Origin of the sequence: Pelomonas sp. SE-A7 (assembly GCF_030345705.1) — a bacterium.
Classification (GTDB): Bacteria; Pseudomonadota; Gammaproteobacteria; order Burkholderiales; family Burkholderiaceae_C; genus JAUASW01.
On record NZ_JAUASW010000001.1, the window covers coordinates 2262755 to 2281648 of the forward strand.

Consider the following 18894-nt stretch of genomic DNA (forward strand, 5'->3'; position numbering starts at 1 on the left):
TGCTCAGCCCAGCAGCATCGCATTGACCCGGCGGACATAGGCCGCCGGATCTTCCAGGTGGCCGCCTTCGGCCAGCACGGCCTGGTCGAACAGCACCTGAGCCAGGTCGTCGAAGCGCTCGCCTGCGCTATCGAGCCTCTTGACCAGCGCGTGTTCGGCGTTGATCTCCAGCGTCGGCAATGACGCAGGAGCAGCCTGGCCGGCCTGCTTGAGCAGGCGCGCCAGATGGCCCGACATGTCGCCTTCCTCGACCACGATGCAGGCCGGCGAATCGACCAGGCGCGTAGTCACGCGCACATCCTTGGCGCGGCTGGCCAGCGAGGCCTTGAGCTTCTCCAGCAGCGGCTTGAAGGCCTCGGCGGCTTCCTCGGCCTTCTTCTTCTCGTCCTCGTCCTGCAGCTTGCCCAGGTCGACCGCGCCCTTCGCAACCGACTGCAAAGGCTTGCCCTCGAACTCATAGAGGTGCGAGAGCATCCACTCGTCGACCCGGTCGACCAGCAGCAGCACCTCGATGCCCTTCTTGCGGAAGATCTCCAGCTGCGGGCTGTTCTTGGCGGCGGCCAGGGTGTCGGCCGTGATGTAGAAGATGGCCTCCTGGCCTTCCTTCATGCGCTTGAGGTAGTCGGCCAGCGACACACCTTCGTCCGCCTCGGTCGAGGCGAAGCGGAACAGCTTGGCCAGCCGCTCCTGGTTGGCATGGTCCTCGCCGATGCCTTCCTTCAGCACCTGGCCGAAGTCCTTCCAGAAGGCGGCGTACTTGTCGCGCTCGGCCTGGTCCTCGCTATCGGCCAGCGACTCCAGCATGGACAGCACGCGCTTGGTCGAGCCTTCGCGGATCGCCTTCACGTCGCGGCTCTCCTGCAAGAGCTCGCGCGAGACGTTGAGCGGCAGGTCGGCCGAGTCGATCACGCCCTTGACGAAGCGCAGGTAGACCGGCATCAGGGCCTCGGCGTCGTCCATGATGAAGACGCGCTTGACGTAGAGCTTGACGCCGCCGCGCTTGTCGCGGTTCCACAGGTCGAACGGCGCCTTCTTGGGGATGTAGAGCAGCTGCGTGTACTCGCTGCGGCCTTCGACGCGGTTGTGCGTGTAGGCCAACGGCGCTTCGCTGTCGTAGGAGATCTGCTTGTAGAAGTCCTCGTACTGTTCCTGCGTGACCTCGCTCTTGCTGCGAGTCCACAGGGCCGAGGCCTTGTTGACGCTCTCCCATTCGTCGGTCAGTTCCTGCTCCGACTTCTCCGGGTCCCAGTGCTCCTTGCGCATCAGGATGGGCAGGGAGATATGGTCCGAATACTTGCTGATCACCGACTTCAGGCGCCAGGTCTTGAGGAACTCCTCCTCGCCTTCGCGCAGGTGCAGGATCACGTCGGTGCCGCGGCCCGGCTTGTCGATGGCTTCGACCTCGAAGTCCCCCGTGCCCTCGGAGCTCCAGCGCACGCCCTGGTCGCTGGAGAGGCCGGCGCGGCGCGATTCCACGGTGATGCGGTCCGCCACGATGAACCCGGAATAGAAGCCCACGCCGAACTGGCCGATCAGGTTGGCATCCTTCTTCTGATCACCCTCCAGCTTGGCCATGAACTCGCGCGTGCCGCTCTTGGCGATGGTGCCGAGGTGGGCGATGGCCTCGTCGGCGCTCATGCCGATGCCGTTGTCGCTGATGGTGACCGTGCGCTTCTCGGCATCGAACGAGACCCTCACTTCGAGATTGGGCTGCTCCTCGAACAGCGCAGCGTTGTCCAGCGCCTCGAAGCGCAGCTTGTCGCAGGCATCGGAGGCATTGGAGACCAGCTCGCGCAGGAAGATCTCCTTGTTGGAGTACAGCGAATGCGTGACCAAGTGCAGGATCTGCTTGACCTCGGCCTGGAAGGAATGGGTTTGCTTCGTGCTCATGGCGATTTCTTCGGTTCTCAAAAGGCGGCAGCGCCGCCAGCGCCCAGCCAGCTGGGGGCGCCGCGGCGCGCTTCAAGAGGGGGGCTATTCTGTCAGTACGACAGCGTGTGCTTGGGAATGTCGATCCGCAGCAGAGCCTTGCTGAGCGCGCCGCTGGCGGCACGGGCGTAGTCCAGCGCAAAGGCCGCGTCCTGGAAGCCCTCGAGCCCGGCGGCGGCGGCCACGCTCAGGATCTTGTCGGCCACCAGCACCTTGCCCGAGCCTCGCATGGGCTCGCAGCCAAGGCGCACGAACTGCTCGTCCAGCCATTGCCGCGAGGCCTCGAAGGACAGCACCTCGGAGGCATCGACTGCCAGGTCGATCTCCTTGCCGGGGCCGAAGACGAGCTTGACTTCCTTGCGCATCGCGGAGGTCCTGGTTCTGGTTGCGACCGGTGGATTGTCTCAGTTCGGTCGGCGCAGGCGGCGCGCCTTCACGGCCTCGCTCAGGCAGGCCAGCACCTCGGTGGAGTCGCCCCAGCCAATGCAGGCGTCGGTAATGCTCTTGCCGTATTCCAGCTGGGCCGGATCGTCCTTGCCAGGGCTGAACTTCTGGGCCCCGTCGTTCAGATGGCTCTCGACCATCACGCCGAAGATCTGCCGGCTGCCAGCCTTCAGCTGATCGCCGATATCGCGCGCCACCTCGATCTGGCGCAGGTGCTGCTTGCTGCTGTTGGCATGCGAGCAGTCGACCATCAGCGTGGTCTCCAGCTTGGAAGCCGCCAGATCCTTGCAGGCGAGGTCCACGCTGGCGGCGTCGTAGTTGGGCGCCTTGCCGCCGCGCAGGATGACATGGCAATCCTTGTTGCCCTTGGTCTCGACGATGGCGACCTGGCCGTTCTTGTGGACCGACAGGAAATGGTGCGGCCGCGCCGCCGCCTGGATCGCATCGGTGGCGATCTTGATGTTGCCGTCCGTGCCGTTCTTGAAACCTATGGGCGCCGACAGGCCCGAGGCCAGTTCGCGGTGCACCTGGCTCTCGGTCGTGCGTGCACCAATGGCGCCCCAGGCGATCAAGTCGCCTATGTACTGGGGCGAGATCACGTCCAGGAACTCGCTGCCGGCCGGCATGCCCAGCCGGTTGATCTCCAGCAGCAGCTGGCGGGCGATGCGCAGGCCTTCGTCGATGCGGTAGCTCTCGTCCAGGTAGGGGTCGTTGATCAGGCCCTTCCAGCCGACCGTGGTGCGCGGCTTCTCGAAGTAGACCCGCATCACGATTTCCAGCGTGTCGGCGTACTTCTCGCGCTCGGCCTTCAAGCGCCGGGCGTACTCCAGGGCGGCGGCCGGGTCGTGGATGGAACAGGGGCCGATCACCACAAGCAGGCGGTCGTCCTGGCCTTGCATGATGTCGCGGATCTTCTGGCGGGTGCCGGCGATCAGCTGTTCCATCGGCGTATTGGCGATAGGGAAGAAGCGGATCAGGTGCTCGGGCGGCGGCAGCGGCGTGACGTCGCGGATGCGCTGGTCGTCGGTCTGGCTGGTCTTGTCCTGGGGGGAGTACCAGCGGTCGGCCTGGGTCGTCGTCTTGGCGTTCATGGACTTGCTTCTTTCCGTGCTGAGACTGGGAGGGGGCCACCGGCCTTGCCGCGGCGAAAAAAAACCGCCGGGCTTGGGACCCGGCGGTTTTGGGAGATTCGGTCTGCTGTCGTTTCGCTGCTTGCTTACGCGCTTGCCTCTCCGCCGCCGGTGCGGTGCGAGAACCAAAAAAACGTAAAGAAGAAGCAGGACTTCAACGAAGGCATGGCGGCGAATGTAGCACGCAGATCCTTACGACAAGCCTTCATCGCTGGGCAAGCCTGGCTTGTGATCCAGGTCCTCAGGCCGTACCGCCGACGGTCAGGCCATCGATGCGCAGGGTGGGCTGGCCCACGCCGACCGGCACGCTCTGGCCTTCCTTGCCGCAGACGCCGACGCCGGTATCCAGCTGCATGTCGTTGCCGATCATGCTGACGCGGGTCAGCGCGTCCGGGCCGTTGCCGATGATGGTGGCGCCCTTGACCGGGTATTGGATCTTGCCGTCCTCGACCCAGAAGGCCTCGCTGGCCGAGAACACGAATTTGCCGCTGGTGATGTCGACCTGGCCGCCGCCGAAGTTGGTGGCGTACAGGCCCTTCTTGATGCTGGCGATGACCTCGGCCGGGTCCTTGTCGCCGCCCAGCATGTAGGTGTTGGTCATGCGCGGCATGGGCACATGGGCATAGCTCTCGCGCCGGCCGTTGCCGGTGGCCGCCACCTTCATCAGGCGGGCATTCATGGCATCCTGGATATAGCCCTTGAGGATGCCGTCCTCGATCAGAACATTGCGCTGTGAGGCGCGGCCCTCGTCATCGACGTTGAGCGAGCCACGGCGGTCCGGGATGGTGCCATCGTCCAGCACGGTGACGCCCTTGGCGGCCACGCGCTGGCCGATGCGGCCGGCAAAGGTGGACGAGCCCTTGCGGTTGAAGTCGCCCTCCAGGCCATGGCCCACGGCCTCGTGCAACAGCACGCCGGGCCAGCCCGGGCCCAGCACCACGGTCATCTCGCCGGCCGGTGCCGGACGTGATTCCAGATTGGTAAGCGCGGCCGAGACCGCCTGCTCCACGTAGCTCGCGATCATGGTGTCGCTGAAATACGCCAGGCCGAAGCGACCGCCACCGCCGCCATTGCCGACCTCGCGCCGGCCGTTCTGCTCGGCGATCACGGTGATGGACAGGCGCACCAGGGGCCGCACGTCGGCCGCCAGCGTGCCGTCGGCGCGCGCGATCAGCACCACCTCATGTTCGGCCGCCAGGCCGGCCATCACCTGGACCACGCGCGGATCCTTGGCACGGGCCATGCGCTCGGCGCGCTCCAGCAAGGCGACCTTCTCGGTGCTGTCCAGGCTGGCGATCGGGTCCGACTCGCCGTACAGCGACCGGCTGCCCGCCACGGTCGGCGTGGCAGGCACCTTCACCCGCTTGCTCTGGCCTGCGGCGGCAATCGAGCGCACGGTACGGGCGGCGTCTAGCAGGGCCGCTTCGGAGATGTCGTCGGAATAGGCGAACGCCGTCTTCTCGCCGGCCACGGCGCGCACGCCCACGCCCTGGTCGATGGAGAAGCTGCCGCTCTTGACTATGCCCTCCTCCAGGCTCCAGCCTTCGGCGCGGGTGGTCTGGAAGTACAGGTCGGCGTCGTCGACCCGGTGCTCGGTGATCAGGCACAGCGCCTGGGCCAGCGTGGCGTCGCTGAGGCCGAACGGTTCCAGCAGCTTGCTGCGGGCCGTCGCGAGACGGGCCAGGGTGGGTTCGCGGGCAATCATCGGGCGATTGTAGGAGCGGCCAATGCCCCTGGCAGATGCTCGGCCAGGTGGTCGAACACCAGGCGCAGCCGCGGTGTGTCACGCAGCTCGCGATGGGCGGTGATCCACAGTGGCAGCGGCGGAATTTCCAGCTCGTGCAGCACCCGCACCAGCTCCGGATCCCGCTCGGCCAGGCCACAAAGACCCACGTTCAGGCCCAGGCCGGCGCGCATCGCCTCCCAATTGACCGTCATGTCGTCGCAGCGCCAACCGAAGAACTCGCGCTCGACCTCGAAGCCCGCCTGGGCAAAGCCGCGAATCAGCTGATCGGCCTGGTCAAAGCCCAGCCACTGATGCTGACGCAGCGTCGCCGGAGTGGGCACGCCGGCGCGCGCCAGGTAGCTGCGGTGGGCGTAGACACCGAGTGGCAAGTCGACCAGCTTGCGGGCCACCAGCGAGTGCTCGGTGGGTCTGAGCATACGCAGCGCAATGTCGGCGTGGCGCGCCACCAGGTCCTCGATCTCGTTGCTGGCCACCAGCTCCAGCTGAATCTCGGGATGCTGCTCGCGCAACGGCCGTAGCACTGCAGGCAATACAAAAGTCGCCACCACTTCGCTGGCGGTCAGGCGCACCGTGCCGGCCAACTGTCGGTCGCTGGAAGCCAGAACCAGGTCCAGCTCGCGAGCCGCGTCGCGCATGCGCTGCGCCGCCGGCATCAGGGCCTTGCCGCCGGCGGTCAGGCTCAGGCCGCGGGGATGGCGCTCGAACAGGGTCTGGCCGACCTGCTCTTCCAGCAGCACCAACTGCCGACTCAGCGTGGGCTGGCTCAATCCGAGCCGGCTTGCCGCCCGGCTCAGCGAGCCGGATTCGGCCAGGGTGAGCAGCAGCTGTATCAGCGACCAATCGAGCGGGAGTGCGGTCATTGCAATTCACCAATGAATACCTGGCATTGAATTTAGCCCATTCCGAATATCAGCCGCAGCCGACAAACTGCAGCCCCATCAGAAGCAAGGAAGTCCCATGAACCTGTTCGAGCTGATCCGCGAGCAACAACTCGGCTACGCCCAGTTCCACGCCGACCGCACCAATCTGCGCCTGCACCTGCTGACGGCGCCGGTGTTTCAGCTCGCCCACCTGGGCCTGCTGGTCTCGCTGGGCCAGGGCCATTGGGGCGCCGCCCTGGCCTGGGTCGGCCTGGCCCTGTTCGCCATCGCGATCCAGGGACGGGGTCATGCGATGGAAGCGCGGCCGGCATTGCCTTTCACCGGCCCGTTGAACGCTTTGCTGCGCATCGAGGCAGAGCAGTGGATCACTTTCCCGCGCTACGCCTTGTCAGGTGGCTGGCGCCTGGCTTTTGCCCGGACTTGAAACACGATTCTTTACACGCTCACGGTCGGCTGACCCGCAGGGCTGGCGTTGTGTAGGCAGGCGCGCAAGACCGCTGCGCTACCCGCAACAAGGAGTCCCTGATGAAAAGCACCCTCCGCCTGATCGCCCTGCTCGGCTTCGCTGGCCTGAGCGCCCTGAGTCAGGCCCAGACCGCCACGGCCGCCTCCGCCCCGGCCACGCCCCGCGTCGATCAGCGTGAAGCCAATCAGCAAGCCCGTATTGCCCAAGGCGCCGCCTCCGGCAGCCTGACGGCCCGCGAGACCCGCCGCCTCGAGAAGGAACAGGCCGCCGTCAACAAGGCCGAAGACAAGGCCAAGGCCGATGGAACGGTGACCCGCCAGGAACGCCGCCGGCTGCACAAGATGCAGGATGCGACCAGCAAGGACATCCATCACGCAAAGCACAACGCCAAGAGCGCCAGTGCGCCCGGCAAGTGAGACGCGACGACTAGGTTTCCCCCGCCCGCGAACAAGCCCCCTTCTGCGCCGGTTCCCAGGCCCTCCCGGGCCTGGTACGCAGGAGATCAGGCCTCGCGGGCCTTTTTCATTGCCAGCCCCAGCTCGTACAACTGATTGCGAGGCGCTCCGCTGATCTCGGCAGCCAGGGCCACGGCCTGCTTCAGCGGCAGTTCCGCCGCCAGCACTTCGAGTGACTTGCGGGCCAGGGCTGGCAGCTCTTCGTCAGCGCTTGCAGAGGTCTGGACCGCATGCAGCACCAGCACGAATTCACCCCGTTCCCTCTGAGCATCGGCCGCCAACCACGCCGGAAGCTCGGCCGCAGGCGCGGTGTGGACCGTCTCGAATTGCTTGGTCAGCTCGCGACCGACCGTGACGGTCTGCGCCGGCGCCAACTCGGCCAGCAGGCCCAGCAATTCGGCAATGCGATGCGGCGCCTCGAACAAGACCATGCTGTGGTCCTGGCCCAGCAGCGCCTGCAGGCGGCGCCGCCGCTCCTGGCCCTTGGGCGGCAGGAAGCCGACGAAGCGGAAGCCGCTGGCCGCGGCATCACCGGCCACGCTCATCAGGCTGGTGGCGCTGCTGGCGCCGGGAATGGGCAGGGTCCGCAGGCCGGCCTTCTGCACGGCGGCGACCAGGGCCGCGCCCGGGTCCGACACCGCCGGCGTGCCGGCATCGCTCACGTACGCAATTCTTTCGCCGGCCTGCAGCCGGGCCACCAGGCCTTGCGCCGCCTCATGCTCGTTGTGCTGATGCAGGCTGAGCAGTGGCTTGTGAAGGCCCACATGGCGCAGCAGCCCGGCCGTGACCCGCGTGTCCTCGCAGGCCACCGCATCGACCAGGGACAGCACCTGGATCGCCCGCAGGCTCAGATCCGCCAAGTTGCCTATGGGCGTGGCCACCAGGTACAGCGTGGCAGCGGGATACTGCTGGCCGCCGGCCGCGGCCTGGGCGGCCTGCAACAACAGGGAGGCGGGGGCAATGCTCAAGGGAAGCTCTCCAAAAGGGCGCGGCGATGCGGCCGAAGACCGTGCGCTGCACTATCTGCAGGCCCGGGGCCTGCGCCTGGTGACGCGCAATTATCGAGTGGCCCGCGGACCGAATGCCCGGGGCGGCGAGATCGACCTGGTCATGCGTGCGTCGGACGGCACCCTGGTCTTCGTCGAGGTGCGAGCTCGCAAGGATGGCAGCCATGGCGGCGCGGCAGCCAGCGTCACGAGCTCCAAGCAGCGCAGGCTGCTGCTCGCTGCCCGCCACTACCTGCTTCGGATGCCGACACCACCACCCTGCCGCTTCGATGTGCTGGCTCTGGAAGGCGAGCAGATCGAGTGGCTGCAGGCCGCTTTCGACGCCTCGTTATGATGCACGCCGATGCTTGAGCAACGGATTCAACAACAGTTCTTCGAGAGTGCCGACCTGCTTTACCAGGTGGCCGAAAGCCTGTCGCGGCCGCTGGCCGATGCGGCCCAGCTGCTGGTCGAGGGCATCACGGCCGGCAATCGCGTGCTGTGCTGCGGCCTCGGTCTCTCCGGCCTCGATGCCCGCTACATGGCCGCCCTGCTGAGCGGCCGCTTCGAACAGGACCGGCCCGGCCTCGCGGCACTCTGCCTCGACGGCCTGGTCCAGCTGGGCGCGAACGGCGACAGCGCCGGCCAGCTGGCCCGCCAGATCCAGGTGCTGGGCCATCCCGGCGACCTGCTGCTGCTGTTCGAATCGCAGGGCACGCCTGGCCCTCAGCTGGCCGCCCTGCTGGAAGCCGCCCATGCCCAGGACATGACCGTGATCGCCCTGAGCGGCAGCCAGGACGAAGACTGGCGCGGCGCCCTGCTGGACACCGATGTCCAGATCCGGTTGCCGCACAGCCGCGCCGCCCGTGTCGCTGAAGGCCAGCGCTTGCTGGCCCATTGCCTGTGTGACGCGATCGACCTCCAACTGCTGGGCAGCGGCGAATAAGGCCAGCTCCCGACCCATCCTTCTGAACAAGTCCTACACCATGAGCATCCGCAAGCAGCCCTCCCGTTTCGCGCTGAGCGCCACCGTGCTGGCCGCCGCCTTGCTGGCCTCGGCCTGTGCACCATTGGTGGTCGGCGGCGCCATGGTCGGCGGTGCCTTGGTGGCCACCGACCGCCGCACCTCGGGCATGCAGCTCGAGGACGAAAGCATCGAGATCAAGGTCGGCCAGAACATGCGCCACCACCTGCCGGACCGAGCCCACGTCAATGCCAACAGCTACAACCGCATGGTGCTGCTGACCGGCGAGGTGGCAACCGAGGCCGACAAGGCCAAGGCCGAGGCCGTGACCGCCAAGGTCGAGAACGTGCGCGGTGTGATGAACGAGCTGGAGGTCGGCTTCACCAGCTCGCTGACCAGCCGCGCCAGCGACAGCCTGCTGGCCACCAAGGTCAAGGGCCGCCTGGTCGAGGCCAAGGACCTGCTGGCCAATGCCTTTTACGTGGTGACCGAGCGCGGCAATGTCTACCTGCTGGGCCGGGTCACCGAGCGCGAGGCCAACCGCGCCGCCGAGATCGCGCGCGCCGTGGGCGGCGTCAAGAAGGTGGTCAAGATGTTCGAGCTGATCAGCGAGGAAGAGCTGGCCCGGATGACGCCCAAGGCCGCGGCCGAGGACAAGAGCGGCGCGAACTGACTCAGCGCAGCCTTTTGATCAGGCTGGACGTGTCCCAGCGCTGCCCGCCTAGAGCCTGGACGTCGGCGTAGAACTGGTCCACCAGGGCCGTCAGCGGCAGGCGCGAGCCGTTGCGGCGCGCCTCGTCCAGCACCAGTCCCAGGTCCTTGCGCATCCAGTCCACCGCGAAGCCGAAGTCGAACTGGTCGTCGACCATGGTCTTGCCGCGGTTGTCCATCTGCCAACTCTGCGCCGCGCCCTTGCCTATCACCTCGAGCACCTGCTTCATGTCCAGCCCGGCCTTCTGGCCGAAGGCGATGGCCTCGGACAGGCCCTGGACCACGCCGGCGATGCAGACCTGGTTGACCATCTTGGCCAGCTGACCGGCGCCGGAGCTGCCGACCAGCGTCACGGCTCGCGAGAACGCCATGGCGACCGGCTGCATGGCTTCGAATGGCGCAGCATCGCCGCCGCACATCACGGTCAGCAGGCCATTGACCGCACCCGCCTGGCCACCTGACACCGGCGCGTCGATGAAGTGCAAGCCGCGCTTCAGCGCTTCGCCATGCAGCTCGCGGGCGATGTCGGCCGAGGCCGTCGTGTGGTCCACGAAGATCGCGCCGGGCTGCATGCCGGCGAAGGCGCCGGTCTCCCCCAGCACCACGGAACGCAGGTCGGCATCGTTGCCAACGCAGGCGAACACCAGCTCGGCATCGGCCACGGCCGCGGTCGGCGTGGGCGCTGCACTGCCACCATAGTCCTTCACCCAGGCTTCGGCCTTGGCCGCCGTGCGGTTGTAGACCCTGACCTGGTGGCCGGCACGTGCCAGGTGGCCGGCCATGGGATGGCCCATCACGCCCAGGCCCAGGAAGGCCACGCGGCGCGGCGCGATGCTCTCGTATTGCTTGCTGCTCATGAGGAAGGACTAAGGGAAAGGGTCAGACGATGGTCATGTGCTCGATGCCGCTGTTCAGGTCGCCGGACCGCGCCCGCTCGCTGTTCAGCTTGATCTGCAGCCGCAAGTCGTTGACCGAGTCGGCATTGCGCAGCGCGTCCTCGTAGTTGACCTTGCCGGCCTCGTACAGGTCGAACAGCGCCTGGTCGAAGGTCTGCATGCCCTGCTCGCGCGAGCGCTTCATCAGCTCCTTGATCTCGCTGACCTCGCCCTTGAAGATCAGGTCCGAGACCAGGGGCGTGTTCAGCAGGATCTCGACCGCGGCGATGCGGCCCTTGCCCTCGCGGCGCGGCAGCAGGCGCTGCGAGATGATGGAACGCAGGTTCAGCGACAGGTCCATCAGCAGCTGGGCCCGCCGCTCTTCAGGGAAGAAGTTGATGATGCGGTCCAGCGCCTGGTTGGCGCTGTTGGCGTGCAGCGTGGCCATGCACAGGTGGCCGGTCTCGGCGAAGGCCACGGCATGCTCCATGGTTTCACGGTCACGCACCTCGCCCATCAGGATCACGTCGGGCGCCTGGCGCAGCGTGTTCTTCAGCGCCATGTCCCAGCTGTCGGTATCTATGCCCAGCTCGCGCTGGGTCACGATGCAGTTCTTGTGCGGATGGACGAATTCGATCGGGTCTTCGATCGTGATGATGTGGCCGTGCGTGGTCTCGTTGCGCTCGTCGATCATGGCCGCCAGCGAGGTGCTCTTGCCCGAGCCGGTGGCGCCCACCACGATGACCAGGCCGCGCTTGGTCTGCACCACCTCGCGCAGCACATGGGGCAGATCCAGCGAGGCAATCGTCGGCAACTGGGCCGGAATGGTCCGCAGCACCAGGCCCACGCTGCCCTGCTGCAGGAAAGCATTGGCGCGGAAGCGGCCAATGCCCTGCGGCGAGATCGCGAAATTGCATTCCTTGGTGCGCTCGAACTCGGCCGCCTGCTTGTCGTTCATGATGGAACGGGCCAGCTGCAGCGTGTGCTGGCCGGTCAGCGGCTGCGGCGAGACCTTGGTGACCTTGCCGTCCACCTTGATCGCCGGCGGGAAGTCGGCAGTCAGGAACAGGTCCGAACCCTTGCGCGAGACCATCAGGCGCAGCAGGTCGTTGATGAATTTCGAGGCCTGGTCGCGTTCCATATGGATCCTTTGGTACAGCTCTCGAGAGAAGTTTTGCCGTCACCCAAGCGGCGCCGCCGCAAGAGTGAGGTCGAACTTCTCCGGCTAGCCGGGGAAGTTCTCAGGAAACTTGGCCTTGGCGCGGGCTTCGGCCGGCGAGATCACGTTGCGGCGCACCAGGTCCGTCAGGTTCTGGTCCAGGGTCTGCATGCCCTGGGCATTGCCGGTCTGGATCGAGGAATACATCTGGGCCACCTTGTTCTCGCGGATCAGGTTGCGGATGGCCGAAGTGCCCAGCATGATTTCGTGCGCCGCCACGCGACCGCTGCCGTCCTTGAGCTTGCACAGGCTTTGCGAGATCACGCCGATCAGCGATTCGGACAGCATGGCCCGCACCATCTCCTTCTCGGCCGCCGGAAACACATCGACCACGCGGTCCACGGTCTTGGCCGCCGAGCTGGTGTGCAGGGTGCCGAAGACCAGGTGGCCGGTCTCGGCCGCGGTCAGCGCCAGGCGGATGGTCTCGAGGTCGCGCATTTCGCCGACCAGCACCGCGTCCGGGTCCTCGCGCAACGCGGAGCGCAGGGCGTTGGAGAAGCTCAGGGTATGCGGGCCGACCTCGCGCTGGTTGATCAGGCTCTTCTTGGACTCGTGGACGAATTCGATCGGGTCCTCGATGGTCAGGATGTGGCCGTACTCGTTCTCGTTGAGGTGGTTGATCATGCCGGCCAGCGTGGTCGACTTGCCCGAGCCGGTCGGGCCGGTCACCAGGACCAGGCCGCGCGGCTTGAGCGCCAGCTCGGCAAAGATCTTGGGCGCGTTCAGCTGCTCCAGCGTGAGGATCTTGGACGGAATGGTGCGGAACACCGCTCCGGCGCCGCGATTCTGGTTGAAGGCATTGACGCGAAAACGCGCCAGCCCTTGGATCTCGAACGAGAAGTCGACTTCCAGCGTCTCCTCGTAGGCCTTGCGCTGGGCGTCGTTCATGATGTCGTACACCATGTCGTGGACACCGCGGTGATCCAGCGCCTCCACGTTGATGCGGCGCACGTCGCCGTGCACCCGGATCATCGGCGGCAGGCCGGCCGAGAGGTGCAGGTCGGAGGCCTTGTTCTTGACCGAGAATGCCAGCAGTTGGGTGATGTCCATCGATGGGGCCGCTCGAGAGAAGGATCGGGGCATTATGGCGACGATCGCCGACAACTTGTATCAGCTGCACCACCGTATGGAAACCGCCTGTGCAGCCGCTTCGCGCCCCGTGCAAAGCGTCACGTTGCTGGTGGTGAGCAAGACGTTTCCAGGCGACGCGGTGCGCGAGGCGCACAGGGCCGGCGAGCGGCGCTTCGGCGAGAACTACGTGCAGGAAGGCCTGGACAAGATCGCCGAGCTGCAGGACCTTCGCGCCGGGCTCGAATGGCACCTGATAGGCCCGCTGCAAAGCAACAAGACGCGCGCCGTGGCCGAGGCCTTCGACTGGGTCCACAGCATCGACCGCCTGAAGATCGCGCAGCGCCTGTCCGAGCAGCGGCCGCCTTCGCTGCCACCGCTGCAGGTCTGCCTGCAGGTCAATGTCAGCGGCGAGGCCAGCAAGAGCGGCGTTGCACCAGCCGAGCTGCCGGACCTGGCCCGCACCGTCGCTGCGTTGCCCGGCCTGGCGCTGCGGGGGCTGATGGCCATTCCCGAACCGGCTGACGATCTGCAGGCCCAGCGCCAGCCGCATCGCGAACTGGCGCGGCTGTTGCAAGCGCTCAATCAAGCCATGGGCCTACGGCTGGACACCTTGTCGATGGGCATGAGCGCCGACCTGGAGGCCGCCATCCTGGAAGGCGCCACGATGGTGCGTGTGGGTTCGGCGATCTTCGGCAGCCGCCCCAGAGCCTGAAGGCCCGCACGGAATCCGGCCGCGGCAAGCCCGTGATCCGGGGGTCGGGCCCGAAATCAGGGATTTCCCAGCCCCCCATCGTGCAATTCCTTCACACCCCCCGCCGACTGCACTGGTGAGTTTCCGTCGATCCGGCTTGAAACTTCCGCTTACGCCGAAGTGCCCGGAACCGCGTGGCTCCACCAAGGCACTCCAACCACCGAAAGTCTGAGGGAATCCCCAGAATGAACCTGCTTGCTAAGCTGAGCATCAGCCGTCGCCTGGCGCTGAGCTATTTCCTCCTGATCGTGCTGCTGGTCGTCATCGGCACCTATGGCGCCTCGAATGCCGGCCGCCTGTCGCATGACCTGGACCGTACGGCCAATTCCAGCCTGGTGAAGATCGCAGCGGCGAACGCCCTGGAAGGCAATGTCAACGTGATCGCCCGTGCCAGCCGCGACCTGCTGCTGCTGGACGAAGCCCGCCAGATCAAGAAGCAGAAGGCCGCCCTCGAAACCGCCCAGGCCGACAGCGAGAAACAGCTGGCCGCCCTGGCCGAGAAGATCGACGGCAGCAAGGAAAAGGACCTGCTGGGCGCCGTGCGCTCCCACCAGGCCGAGTTCTTCACCGCGCTGCAGAAGTTCCTGAAGACCCAGGAGACCGCCAGCCCGGACGAAGCCCGCGAAGCCCTGATCACGGTGGTGCGCCCGGCTCAGCAGGCCTACCAGGACGACCTGAAGGCCCTGGTCGAGCTGCAGTTCGAGAGCGCCCGCGAACTGGCCGTGGCCGGCGGCGAGGTGGCCAACAAATCCATCTACGTGACCGCCTTCCTGGTTGTCGTGGCGGCACTGATCGGTGTCGGCGGTGGCTTCGTCATCGCCCGCTCCATCGTCGTGCCGGCCCGCAAGGCCCAGGCCGCGGCCCAGGCCATCGCCGCCGGCGACCTGACCCAGCACATCGAAGCCGAAGGCACGGACGAACTGGCCCAGATGCTGCACGCCATGCACGACATGCAGATGGCCCTGAGCGGCGTGGTCAACAGTGTCAGCGCCGCCGCTGGCGAAGTGGCCCAGAACTCCAGCGTCATCGCCGACAGCAACATCGACCTGTCGGACCGCACTTCGCGTTCGGCTGCCAGCCTGCAGAACACCGCCGCCTCGGTCGAGCAGATTGCCGCCAACCTCAGCGGCGCCAGCGAGCTGACCCGCAAGGCCGCCGGCATCGCCACCAAGGCCCGCCAGTCGGCCTCGGCCGGCGGCGCGGTCGTGTCGCAGGTCGTCTCGACCATGCAGGACATCAGCGCCAGCTCCAAGAAGATCGGCGACATCATCGGCGTGATCGACGGCATCGCCTTCCAGACCAACATCCTGGCCCTGAACGCTGCCGTGGAAGCCGCCCGTGCCGGCGAGCATGGCAAGGGCTTCGCCGTGGTCGCCACCGAGGTGCGTGCCCTGGCTTCGCGCTCGGCCGCTGCCGCCAAGGAAATCAAGGTCCTGATCCAGGAAAGCACCGACAAGGTCGAGAACGGCACGACCCTGGTGAACAACGCCGGCGTCACGATCCGCTCCGTGGTCGACGAGGTCAACAACATGGGTCAGCTGATCGAGGAAATCTCGCACTCGGCCCAGGAGCAGGCCTCCGGCGTGGGCGTGGTCAACCAGGCCATGAACGAGCTGGACAAGACCACCCAGCAGAACACCACCCTGGTCGACGACCTGAGCCGCTCGACCGATGCGCTGAAGGACAGCTCCAGCCGCCTGCTGGAAGCCGTGGGCTTCTTCCGTTCGGCCGCTGCCTGATCCCCTGTTCTCTCTCTCTCTACCCCTCTCCCCTGTTTTCCTAGTCAGTTCCAACATGTTCAAGACCACCAAGCTCTTCGCCCTCGCCGCCGCCCTGACCCTGGCCTTCGGTGCCGCCCAGGCCGCCCCCAAGGTCGTCAAGAAGGTGCCGCCGGAGTTCCCGCGCGAAGCCGCCCAGAAGGGCATTTCCAACGGCAGCGTCAAGGCCGAACTGGCCATCGATCCGGACGGCAAGGTCAGCAAGGTCACCGTGCTGGAAGCCGAACCCAAGCGCGTGTTCGACAAGGCCGTCACCGCCGCCCTGCTGGAGTGGAAGTACGAAGGCTCGGGCGAAAAGCAGACGGCCGAAGTCAAGCTGGTGTTCCGCAACGAGGACTGAGTCCGGACTTGCAAAGCCGCCTGCTCGCGGGCGGGCTGATCGCCAATAGCACAAGGGCCGCTTAGCGGCCCTTGGTCATTTCCAGCAGGGAGTTGCGGTGATTGACCCGCCCCGGCCGGCTGCGCGACGATGGCCCGCATGCTCACCGAGGAATGCCCCAAGCCCACGCGCAGCGAACAGACGCGGCACAAGCTGATCCTGGCCGCGCTCGAGGTCATCGGTGTGCACGGCTATGAGCAGGCCACCACCCGCATGCTGACTGCGCAAGCCGGGGTCAACCTGGCCGCCATCCCCTACCACTTCGCCTCCAAGGAAGAGCTGTACCGCGCCGCCGCCGAATTCCTGGCGGCCGAGATGAAGGCCGACCAGGCCGGGCCGCTGCAGCGGCTTTGCGCCGAGGTTGCTTCCACCGACGACAGCCACGAGCTGATCGAGGCCCTGGTCCGCTACATGCTGGCGCTGTCCCACATCACGTTGGCCGGCGAGCTGGAACCGAGCTGGATCCAGTTCTTCCTGCGCAGCCAGGCCGATCCTCAGGATGCCGTCGGCCAGGTTTTCCGGACCGCCCTGCAGCCCAGCCGCGCCCAGGTGCGCGCCGTGATTGCCCGCATCGTGGGGAGCGACGCCGAATCGCTGGCCGTGCGCTCGCTGGCGTTCTCGCTGTTCCACCAGGCCTTCTACCTTCGCGTGGCCGAACCCGTGCTGCTCCAGCATCTGGCCCGTACCGAGCTCACTGCCGAAGTCCAGCAACAGCTGCTGCTGACGCTGGAGCAGGCGCTGCGGGCCCAACTGCGGGCCCAGGCCGCCTAGGTCGGGCCCGGCTCGATGACACGGGCCTCGAAGCCCTGCAGGTCTTCGTCGCGCAGGCCCAGGAAGACCGGCGCACCTTCGCGCCGATGGATGTTGACCTTGGCGTTGTAGACCCGGTGCGGCTGGCCGTGCTTGTCGGCGATCTCGTACTCGCTGATCGCATAGGCACCGCCTTGCCCTTCCGGGCCGGTCAGGTAGCAGGCGATCTCGTCGATCTCGGCCCCGGCCAGGTTCAGGCCGCCCAACTGCTGCAGCGGGCCGCGGGTGCGCTCGACGAATTCGATGCTGTCGATCTCGACGTCGCGGCCAGTGGCCTCGTCGCGCATCTGGGTGCGGAACTTGCCGACCAGGATCTGGCCCGGCATCGCCCGCTCGACCATGCGGGCCAGCTCGATGGTCACCTGGCCCACCACATAGCTGAACGAAGTCGGGTTGAGGCCTTCGCTCTGGTGGAACTCGTAGTGCGAGCCGACGTGGAAGCAGGCGCGCAGCTGTGGCACGGTGCTCTTGCGCGGTGCGCGCTCGCGGGCGATGGCGTTGTCGGCCAGGATGAACTGCATCAGCTGGTACAGCTCCACATTGGCCGCGATGCCGCGCATGCGGTTCCAGATGTAGAAGCCGTCGCCGGTCGTGGTGCGGGCAAAGTTGATGTTGATCTCGCGGTCCAGCAGCTTGGCATAGGCCGCATTGACCGAGACGGACAGCGCGTTCAGCTGCACCACCTGCTCCAGTGGCGAGAGCAGCGAGAAGCCGACGGCATCCAACAGGATCACGGCCCGGTCGCGGACCAGGCGTATGCCGTAGCGTTCGACGATGGCCGCCACCAGCGGCAGGCCCAGGCCGGCCTCCAGGCTGAACGGCAGCTCGATCAGCCGCGGCCGCAGACCCAGTTGCTGGGCGGCGGTGTCCAGCGCCGGGCTGTTCAGGTGCTCGCGCCTCGTCAGCAGATGCTCCAGCAATTGGGAGCGACGCCACTGGCCGGCCGCATCGGGCGCCTCGGCCACGTATTCGGTCAGCAGCGTGTGCGGCGCCACCAGCACCCGCAGGCCGCGGCCGCTGGGACTCCAGGCATAGATCAGGTTCTCGCCCAGGCGCCAGAGCTCGTAGAGCAGCTGGTCCAGCAACACGATGTTGTGCCGCACCGCCGCCTCGCTCAGGCCGGTCGGCAAGGGATAGGCCATGAAGCCGTCAAGCCATGATTTGCGCTTGCGGAACTCGTCGGGCAAAGGGTCGCTCCTGGGGAGGTCTCGGGGAATTGACGCGATTGTCCGGGATGCGGAGGCGGACGCAAGGCCTGCCCCCAGCAAGATGTGCTGAGACAATCGGCCCGGTTGTAGACATCAAGGACCGAGGCAGCAATGGCCATCCAGTGGTTCCCGGGGCACATGAACAGCACCCGGAACGCGATCAAGGAACGCATGAAGGGCGGCATCGATGTGGTGATCGAGCTGCTCGACGCCCGCCTGCCAGGCTCCAGCAGCAACCCGTTGCTGGGCCAGCTGACCGAGGGCAAGCCCAGCCTCAAGGTGCTGAACAAGCAGGACCTGGCCGACCCGGATCGCAACGCCCAGTGGCTGGCCCATTACCGGGCCAAGCCCGACACCCGCGCCATCGTGCTGGACACCAGCATGGTCGCGCCGGCCAAGGCCCTGGTCGACGAATGCCGGGTGCTGGCGCCCAACCGTGGCGGCATGGCCAAGCCGCTGCGCGTGCTGATCTGCGGCATTCCCAACGTCGGCAAGAGCACGCTGATCAACACCCTGGTGGGCCGCAAGTCGGCCAAGACCGGCGATGAGCCCGGCATCACCAAGGTCGAGCAAAAGCTGGTGCTGGACAAGGACGTCTACCTGTTCGACACGCCCGGCATGCTGTGGCCGCGGATCAGCGTGGAGCAGAGCGGCTACAACCTGGCCGCCAGCGGCGCCGTGGGCCGCAATGCCTTCAGCGAAGAAGAGGTGGCGCTGGAACTGCTGCACTACCTGCGCGCCGAATATCCAACCCTGGTCGAGCAGCGCTACAAGATCGCCGAGCCGGCGGCCGAGCTGGACGACGAGGCCCTGCTGGCCGCCATAGGCCGCAAGCGCAGCGCCATGCTGCCGGGCGGCCGGGTCAATCTGCAGAAGGCCGCCGAGGTGCTGATCTACGAATTCCGCCAGGGCGTCTTGGGCCGCATCACGCTGGAGACGCCGGCGCAGTTCGAAGCCTGGTGCGAGGCCTCGCGGGCACAGGACGCCGAGCGCGAGCGCAAGCAGGCTGAGCGCAAGTCCGCCCGCAAGGGCAAGGACAGCCGGGCCGAGGACCGTGCGGCGCGCGAGGCCTTCAAGAACGGCGAATAGC

20 protein-coding genes are annotated in these 18894 nt (G+C 66.7%); 10 read left to right on the plus strand and 10 right to left on the minus strand.

The window, feature by feature from the left end; all coding sequences use genetic code 11:
- Positions 1–3: 3 nt before the first annotated feature.
- The 5 genes from htpG to QT382_RS10250 all read right to left on the minus strand — a co-directional run bounded on the left by htpG (position 4) and on the right by QT382_RS10250 (position 6110).
- Positions 4–1890: a molecular chaperone HtpG gene (gene htpG / locus QT382_RS10230; protein ID WP_289253928.1), complete on the minus strand. Its 1887-nt coding sequence runs from the start codon at positions 1888–1890 to the stop codon at positions 4–6.
- A gap of 92 nt (positions 1891–1982) precedes the next feature.
- On the minus strand, positions 1983–2294 hold the full coding sequence (locus tag QT382_RS10235) for a hypothetical protein (RefSeq protein WP_289253929.1): 312 nt from the start codon (positions 2292–2294) through the stop codon (positions 1983–1985).
- 39 nt (positions 2295–2333) lie between these two features.
- Complete coding sequence (locus tag QT382_RS10240) at positions 2334–3464, minus strand: 3-deoxy-7-phosphoheptulonate synthase (RefSeq protein WP_289253930.1); 1131 nt, start codon at positions 3462–3464, stop codon at positions 2334–2336.
- Positions 3465–3744: 280 nt separating this feature from the next.
- A complete protein-coding gene (gene tldD, locus QT382_RS10245; RefSeq protein WP_289253931.1) occupies positions 3745–5208 on the minus strand; it encodes a metalloprotease TldD in 1464 nt (487 codons plus the stop codon).
- The gene (locus QT382_RS10250; RefSeq protein ID WP_289253932.1) at positions 5205–6110 is read right to left on the minus strand and encodes a LysR family transcriptional regulator; all 906 of its coding nucleotides are present in this window, start codon (positions 6108–6110) and stop codon (positions 5205–5207) included. The genes tldD and QT382_RS10250 overlap by 4 nt, the downstream gene beginning before the upstream one ends.
- 97 nt (positions 6111–6207) lie before the next feature.
- Here QT382_RS10250 and QT382_RS10255 point away from each other — a divergent pair, with 97 nt between their 5' ends.
- Both QT382_RS10255 and QT382_RS10260 read left to right on the plus strand, forming a co-directional pair.
- On the plus strand, positions 6208–6555 hold the full coding sequence (locus QT382_RS10255) for a terminase (protein WP_289253933.1): 348 nt from the start codon (positions 6208–6210) through the stop codon (positions 6553–6555).
- 101 nt (positions 6556–6656) lie between these two features.
- Positions 6657–7013: a hypothetical protein gene (locus tag QT382_RS10260; RefSeq protein ID WP_289253934.1), complete on the plus strand. Its 357-nt coding sequence runs from the start codon at positions 6657–6659 to the stop codon at positions 7011–7013.
- Between the two features lie 86 nt (positions 7014–7099).
- On the opposite strand, the gene rsmI is transcribed toward QT382_RS10260, so the two are convergent.
- Entirely contained in the window at positions 7100–8020 is a 921-nt protein-coding gene (rsmI, locus tag QT382_RS10265; RefSeq protein WP_289253935.1) for a 16S rRNA (cytidine(1402)-2'-O)-methyltransferase, read from the minus strand.
- Between rsmI and QT382_RS10270 the strand changes: the two genes are divergently transcribed.
- From QT382_RS10270 to QT382_RS10280, 3 genes are read left to right on the plus strand one after another with little or no spacing between them, the layout of a single operon-like run.
- A complete protein-coding gene (locus QT382_RS10270) occupies positions 8013–8393 on the plus strand; it encodes a YraN family protein (RefSeq protein WP_289253936.1) in 381 nt (126 codons plus the stop codon). The two genes, rsmI and QT382_RS10270, sit on opposite strands and share 8 nt — an antisense overlap.
- Before the next feature lie 9 nt (positions 8394–8402).
- A complete protein-coding gene (locus QT382_RS10275) occupies positions 8403–8984 on the plus strand; it encodes an SIS domain-containing protein (protein ID WP_289253937.1) in 582 nt (193 codons plus the stop codon).
- A 40-nt stretch (positions 8985–9024) separates the two neighbouring features.
- On the plus strand, positions 9025–9675 hold the full coding sequence (locus QT382_RS10280; protein WP_289253938.1) for a BON domain-containing protein: 651 nt from the start codon (positions 9025–9027) through the stop codon (positions 9673–9675).
- Position 9676: 1 nt separating this feature from the next.
- Here QT382_RS10280 and QT382_RS10285 read toward each other — a convergent pair whose 3' ends face one another.
- From QT382_RS10285 to QT382_RS10295, 3 genes are all read right to left on the minus strand, one after another.
- Positions 9677–10570, minus strand: a complete 894-nt coding sequence (locus tag QT382_RS10285) for an NAD(P)-dependent oxidoreductase (protein WP_289253939.1) — start codon at positions 10568–10570, stop codon at positions 9677–9679.
- A gap of 22 nt (positions 10571–10592) precedes the next feature.
- Entirely contained in the window at positions 10593–11729 is a 1137-nt protein-coding gene (locus QT382_RS10290; protein ID WP_289253940.1) for a PilT/PilU family type 4a pilus ATPase, read from the minus strand.
- A gap of 84 nt (positions 11730–11813) precedes the next feature.
- Positions 11814–12857 (minus strand): type IV pilus twitching motility protein PilT, encoded by a 1044-nt coding sequence (locus tag QT382_RS10295; RefSeq protein WP_289253941.1) that lies wholly within the window; start codon positions 12855–12857, stop codon positions 11814–11816.
- 34 nt (positions 12858–12891) lie between these two features.
- Between QT382_RS10295 and QT382_RS10300 the strand changes: the two genes are divergently transcribed.
- The 4 genes from QT382_RS10300 (at position 12892) to QT382_RS10315 (ending at position 16557) form a co-directional block, all read left to right on the plus strand.
- Positions 12892–13590, plus strand: a complete 699-nt coding sequence (locus QT382_RS10300) for a YggS family pyridoxal phosphate-dependent enzyme (RefSeq protein ID WP_289253942.1) — start codon at positions 12892–12894, stop codon at positions 13588–13590.
- Between the two features lie 224 nt (positions 13591–13814).
- Positions 13815–15368 (plus strand): methyl-accepting chemotaxis protein, encoded by a 1554-nt coding sequence (locus tag QT382_RS10305; RefSeq protein WP_289253943.1) that lies wholly within the window; start codon positions 13815–13817, stop codon positions 15366–15368.
- Between the two features lie 55 nt (positions 15369–15423).
- On the plus strand, positions 15424–15747 hold the full coding sequence (locus QT382_RS10310) for an energy transducer TonB (RefSeq protein ID WP_289253944.1): 324 nt from the start codon (positions 15424–15426) through the stop codon (positions 15745–15747).
- Positions 15748–15876: 129 nt separating this feature from the next.
- Complete coding sequence (locus QT382_RS10315) at positions 15877–16557, plus strand: CerR family C-terminal domain-containing protein (protein WP_289253945.1); 681 nt, start codon at positions 15877–15879, stop codon at positions 16555–16557.
- Here the strand turns inward: QT382_RS10315 and QT382_RS10320 are convergent.
- Positions 16554–17783, minus strand: coding sequence for a hypothetical protein (locus QT382_RS10320; RefSeq protein WP_289253946.1), 1230 nt, complete (start codon positions 17781–17783; stop codon positions 16554–16556). The two genes, QT382_RS10315 and QT382_RS10320, sit on opposite strands and share 4 nt — an antisense overlap.
- A gap of 132 nt (positions 17784–17915) precedes the next feature.
- Here QT382_RS10320 and ylqF point away from each other — a divergent pair, with 132 nt between their 5' ends.
- Positions 17916–18893 carry a ribosome biogenesis GTPase YlqF gene (gene ylqF, locus QT382_RS10325; protein ID WP_289253947.1) on the plus strand — a complete coding sequence of 326 codons (978 nt, stop codon included), beginning with the start codon at positions 17916–17918 and terminating at the stop codon, positions 18891–18893.
- The last annotated feature ends 1 nt before the right edge of the window (position 18894 follow it).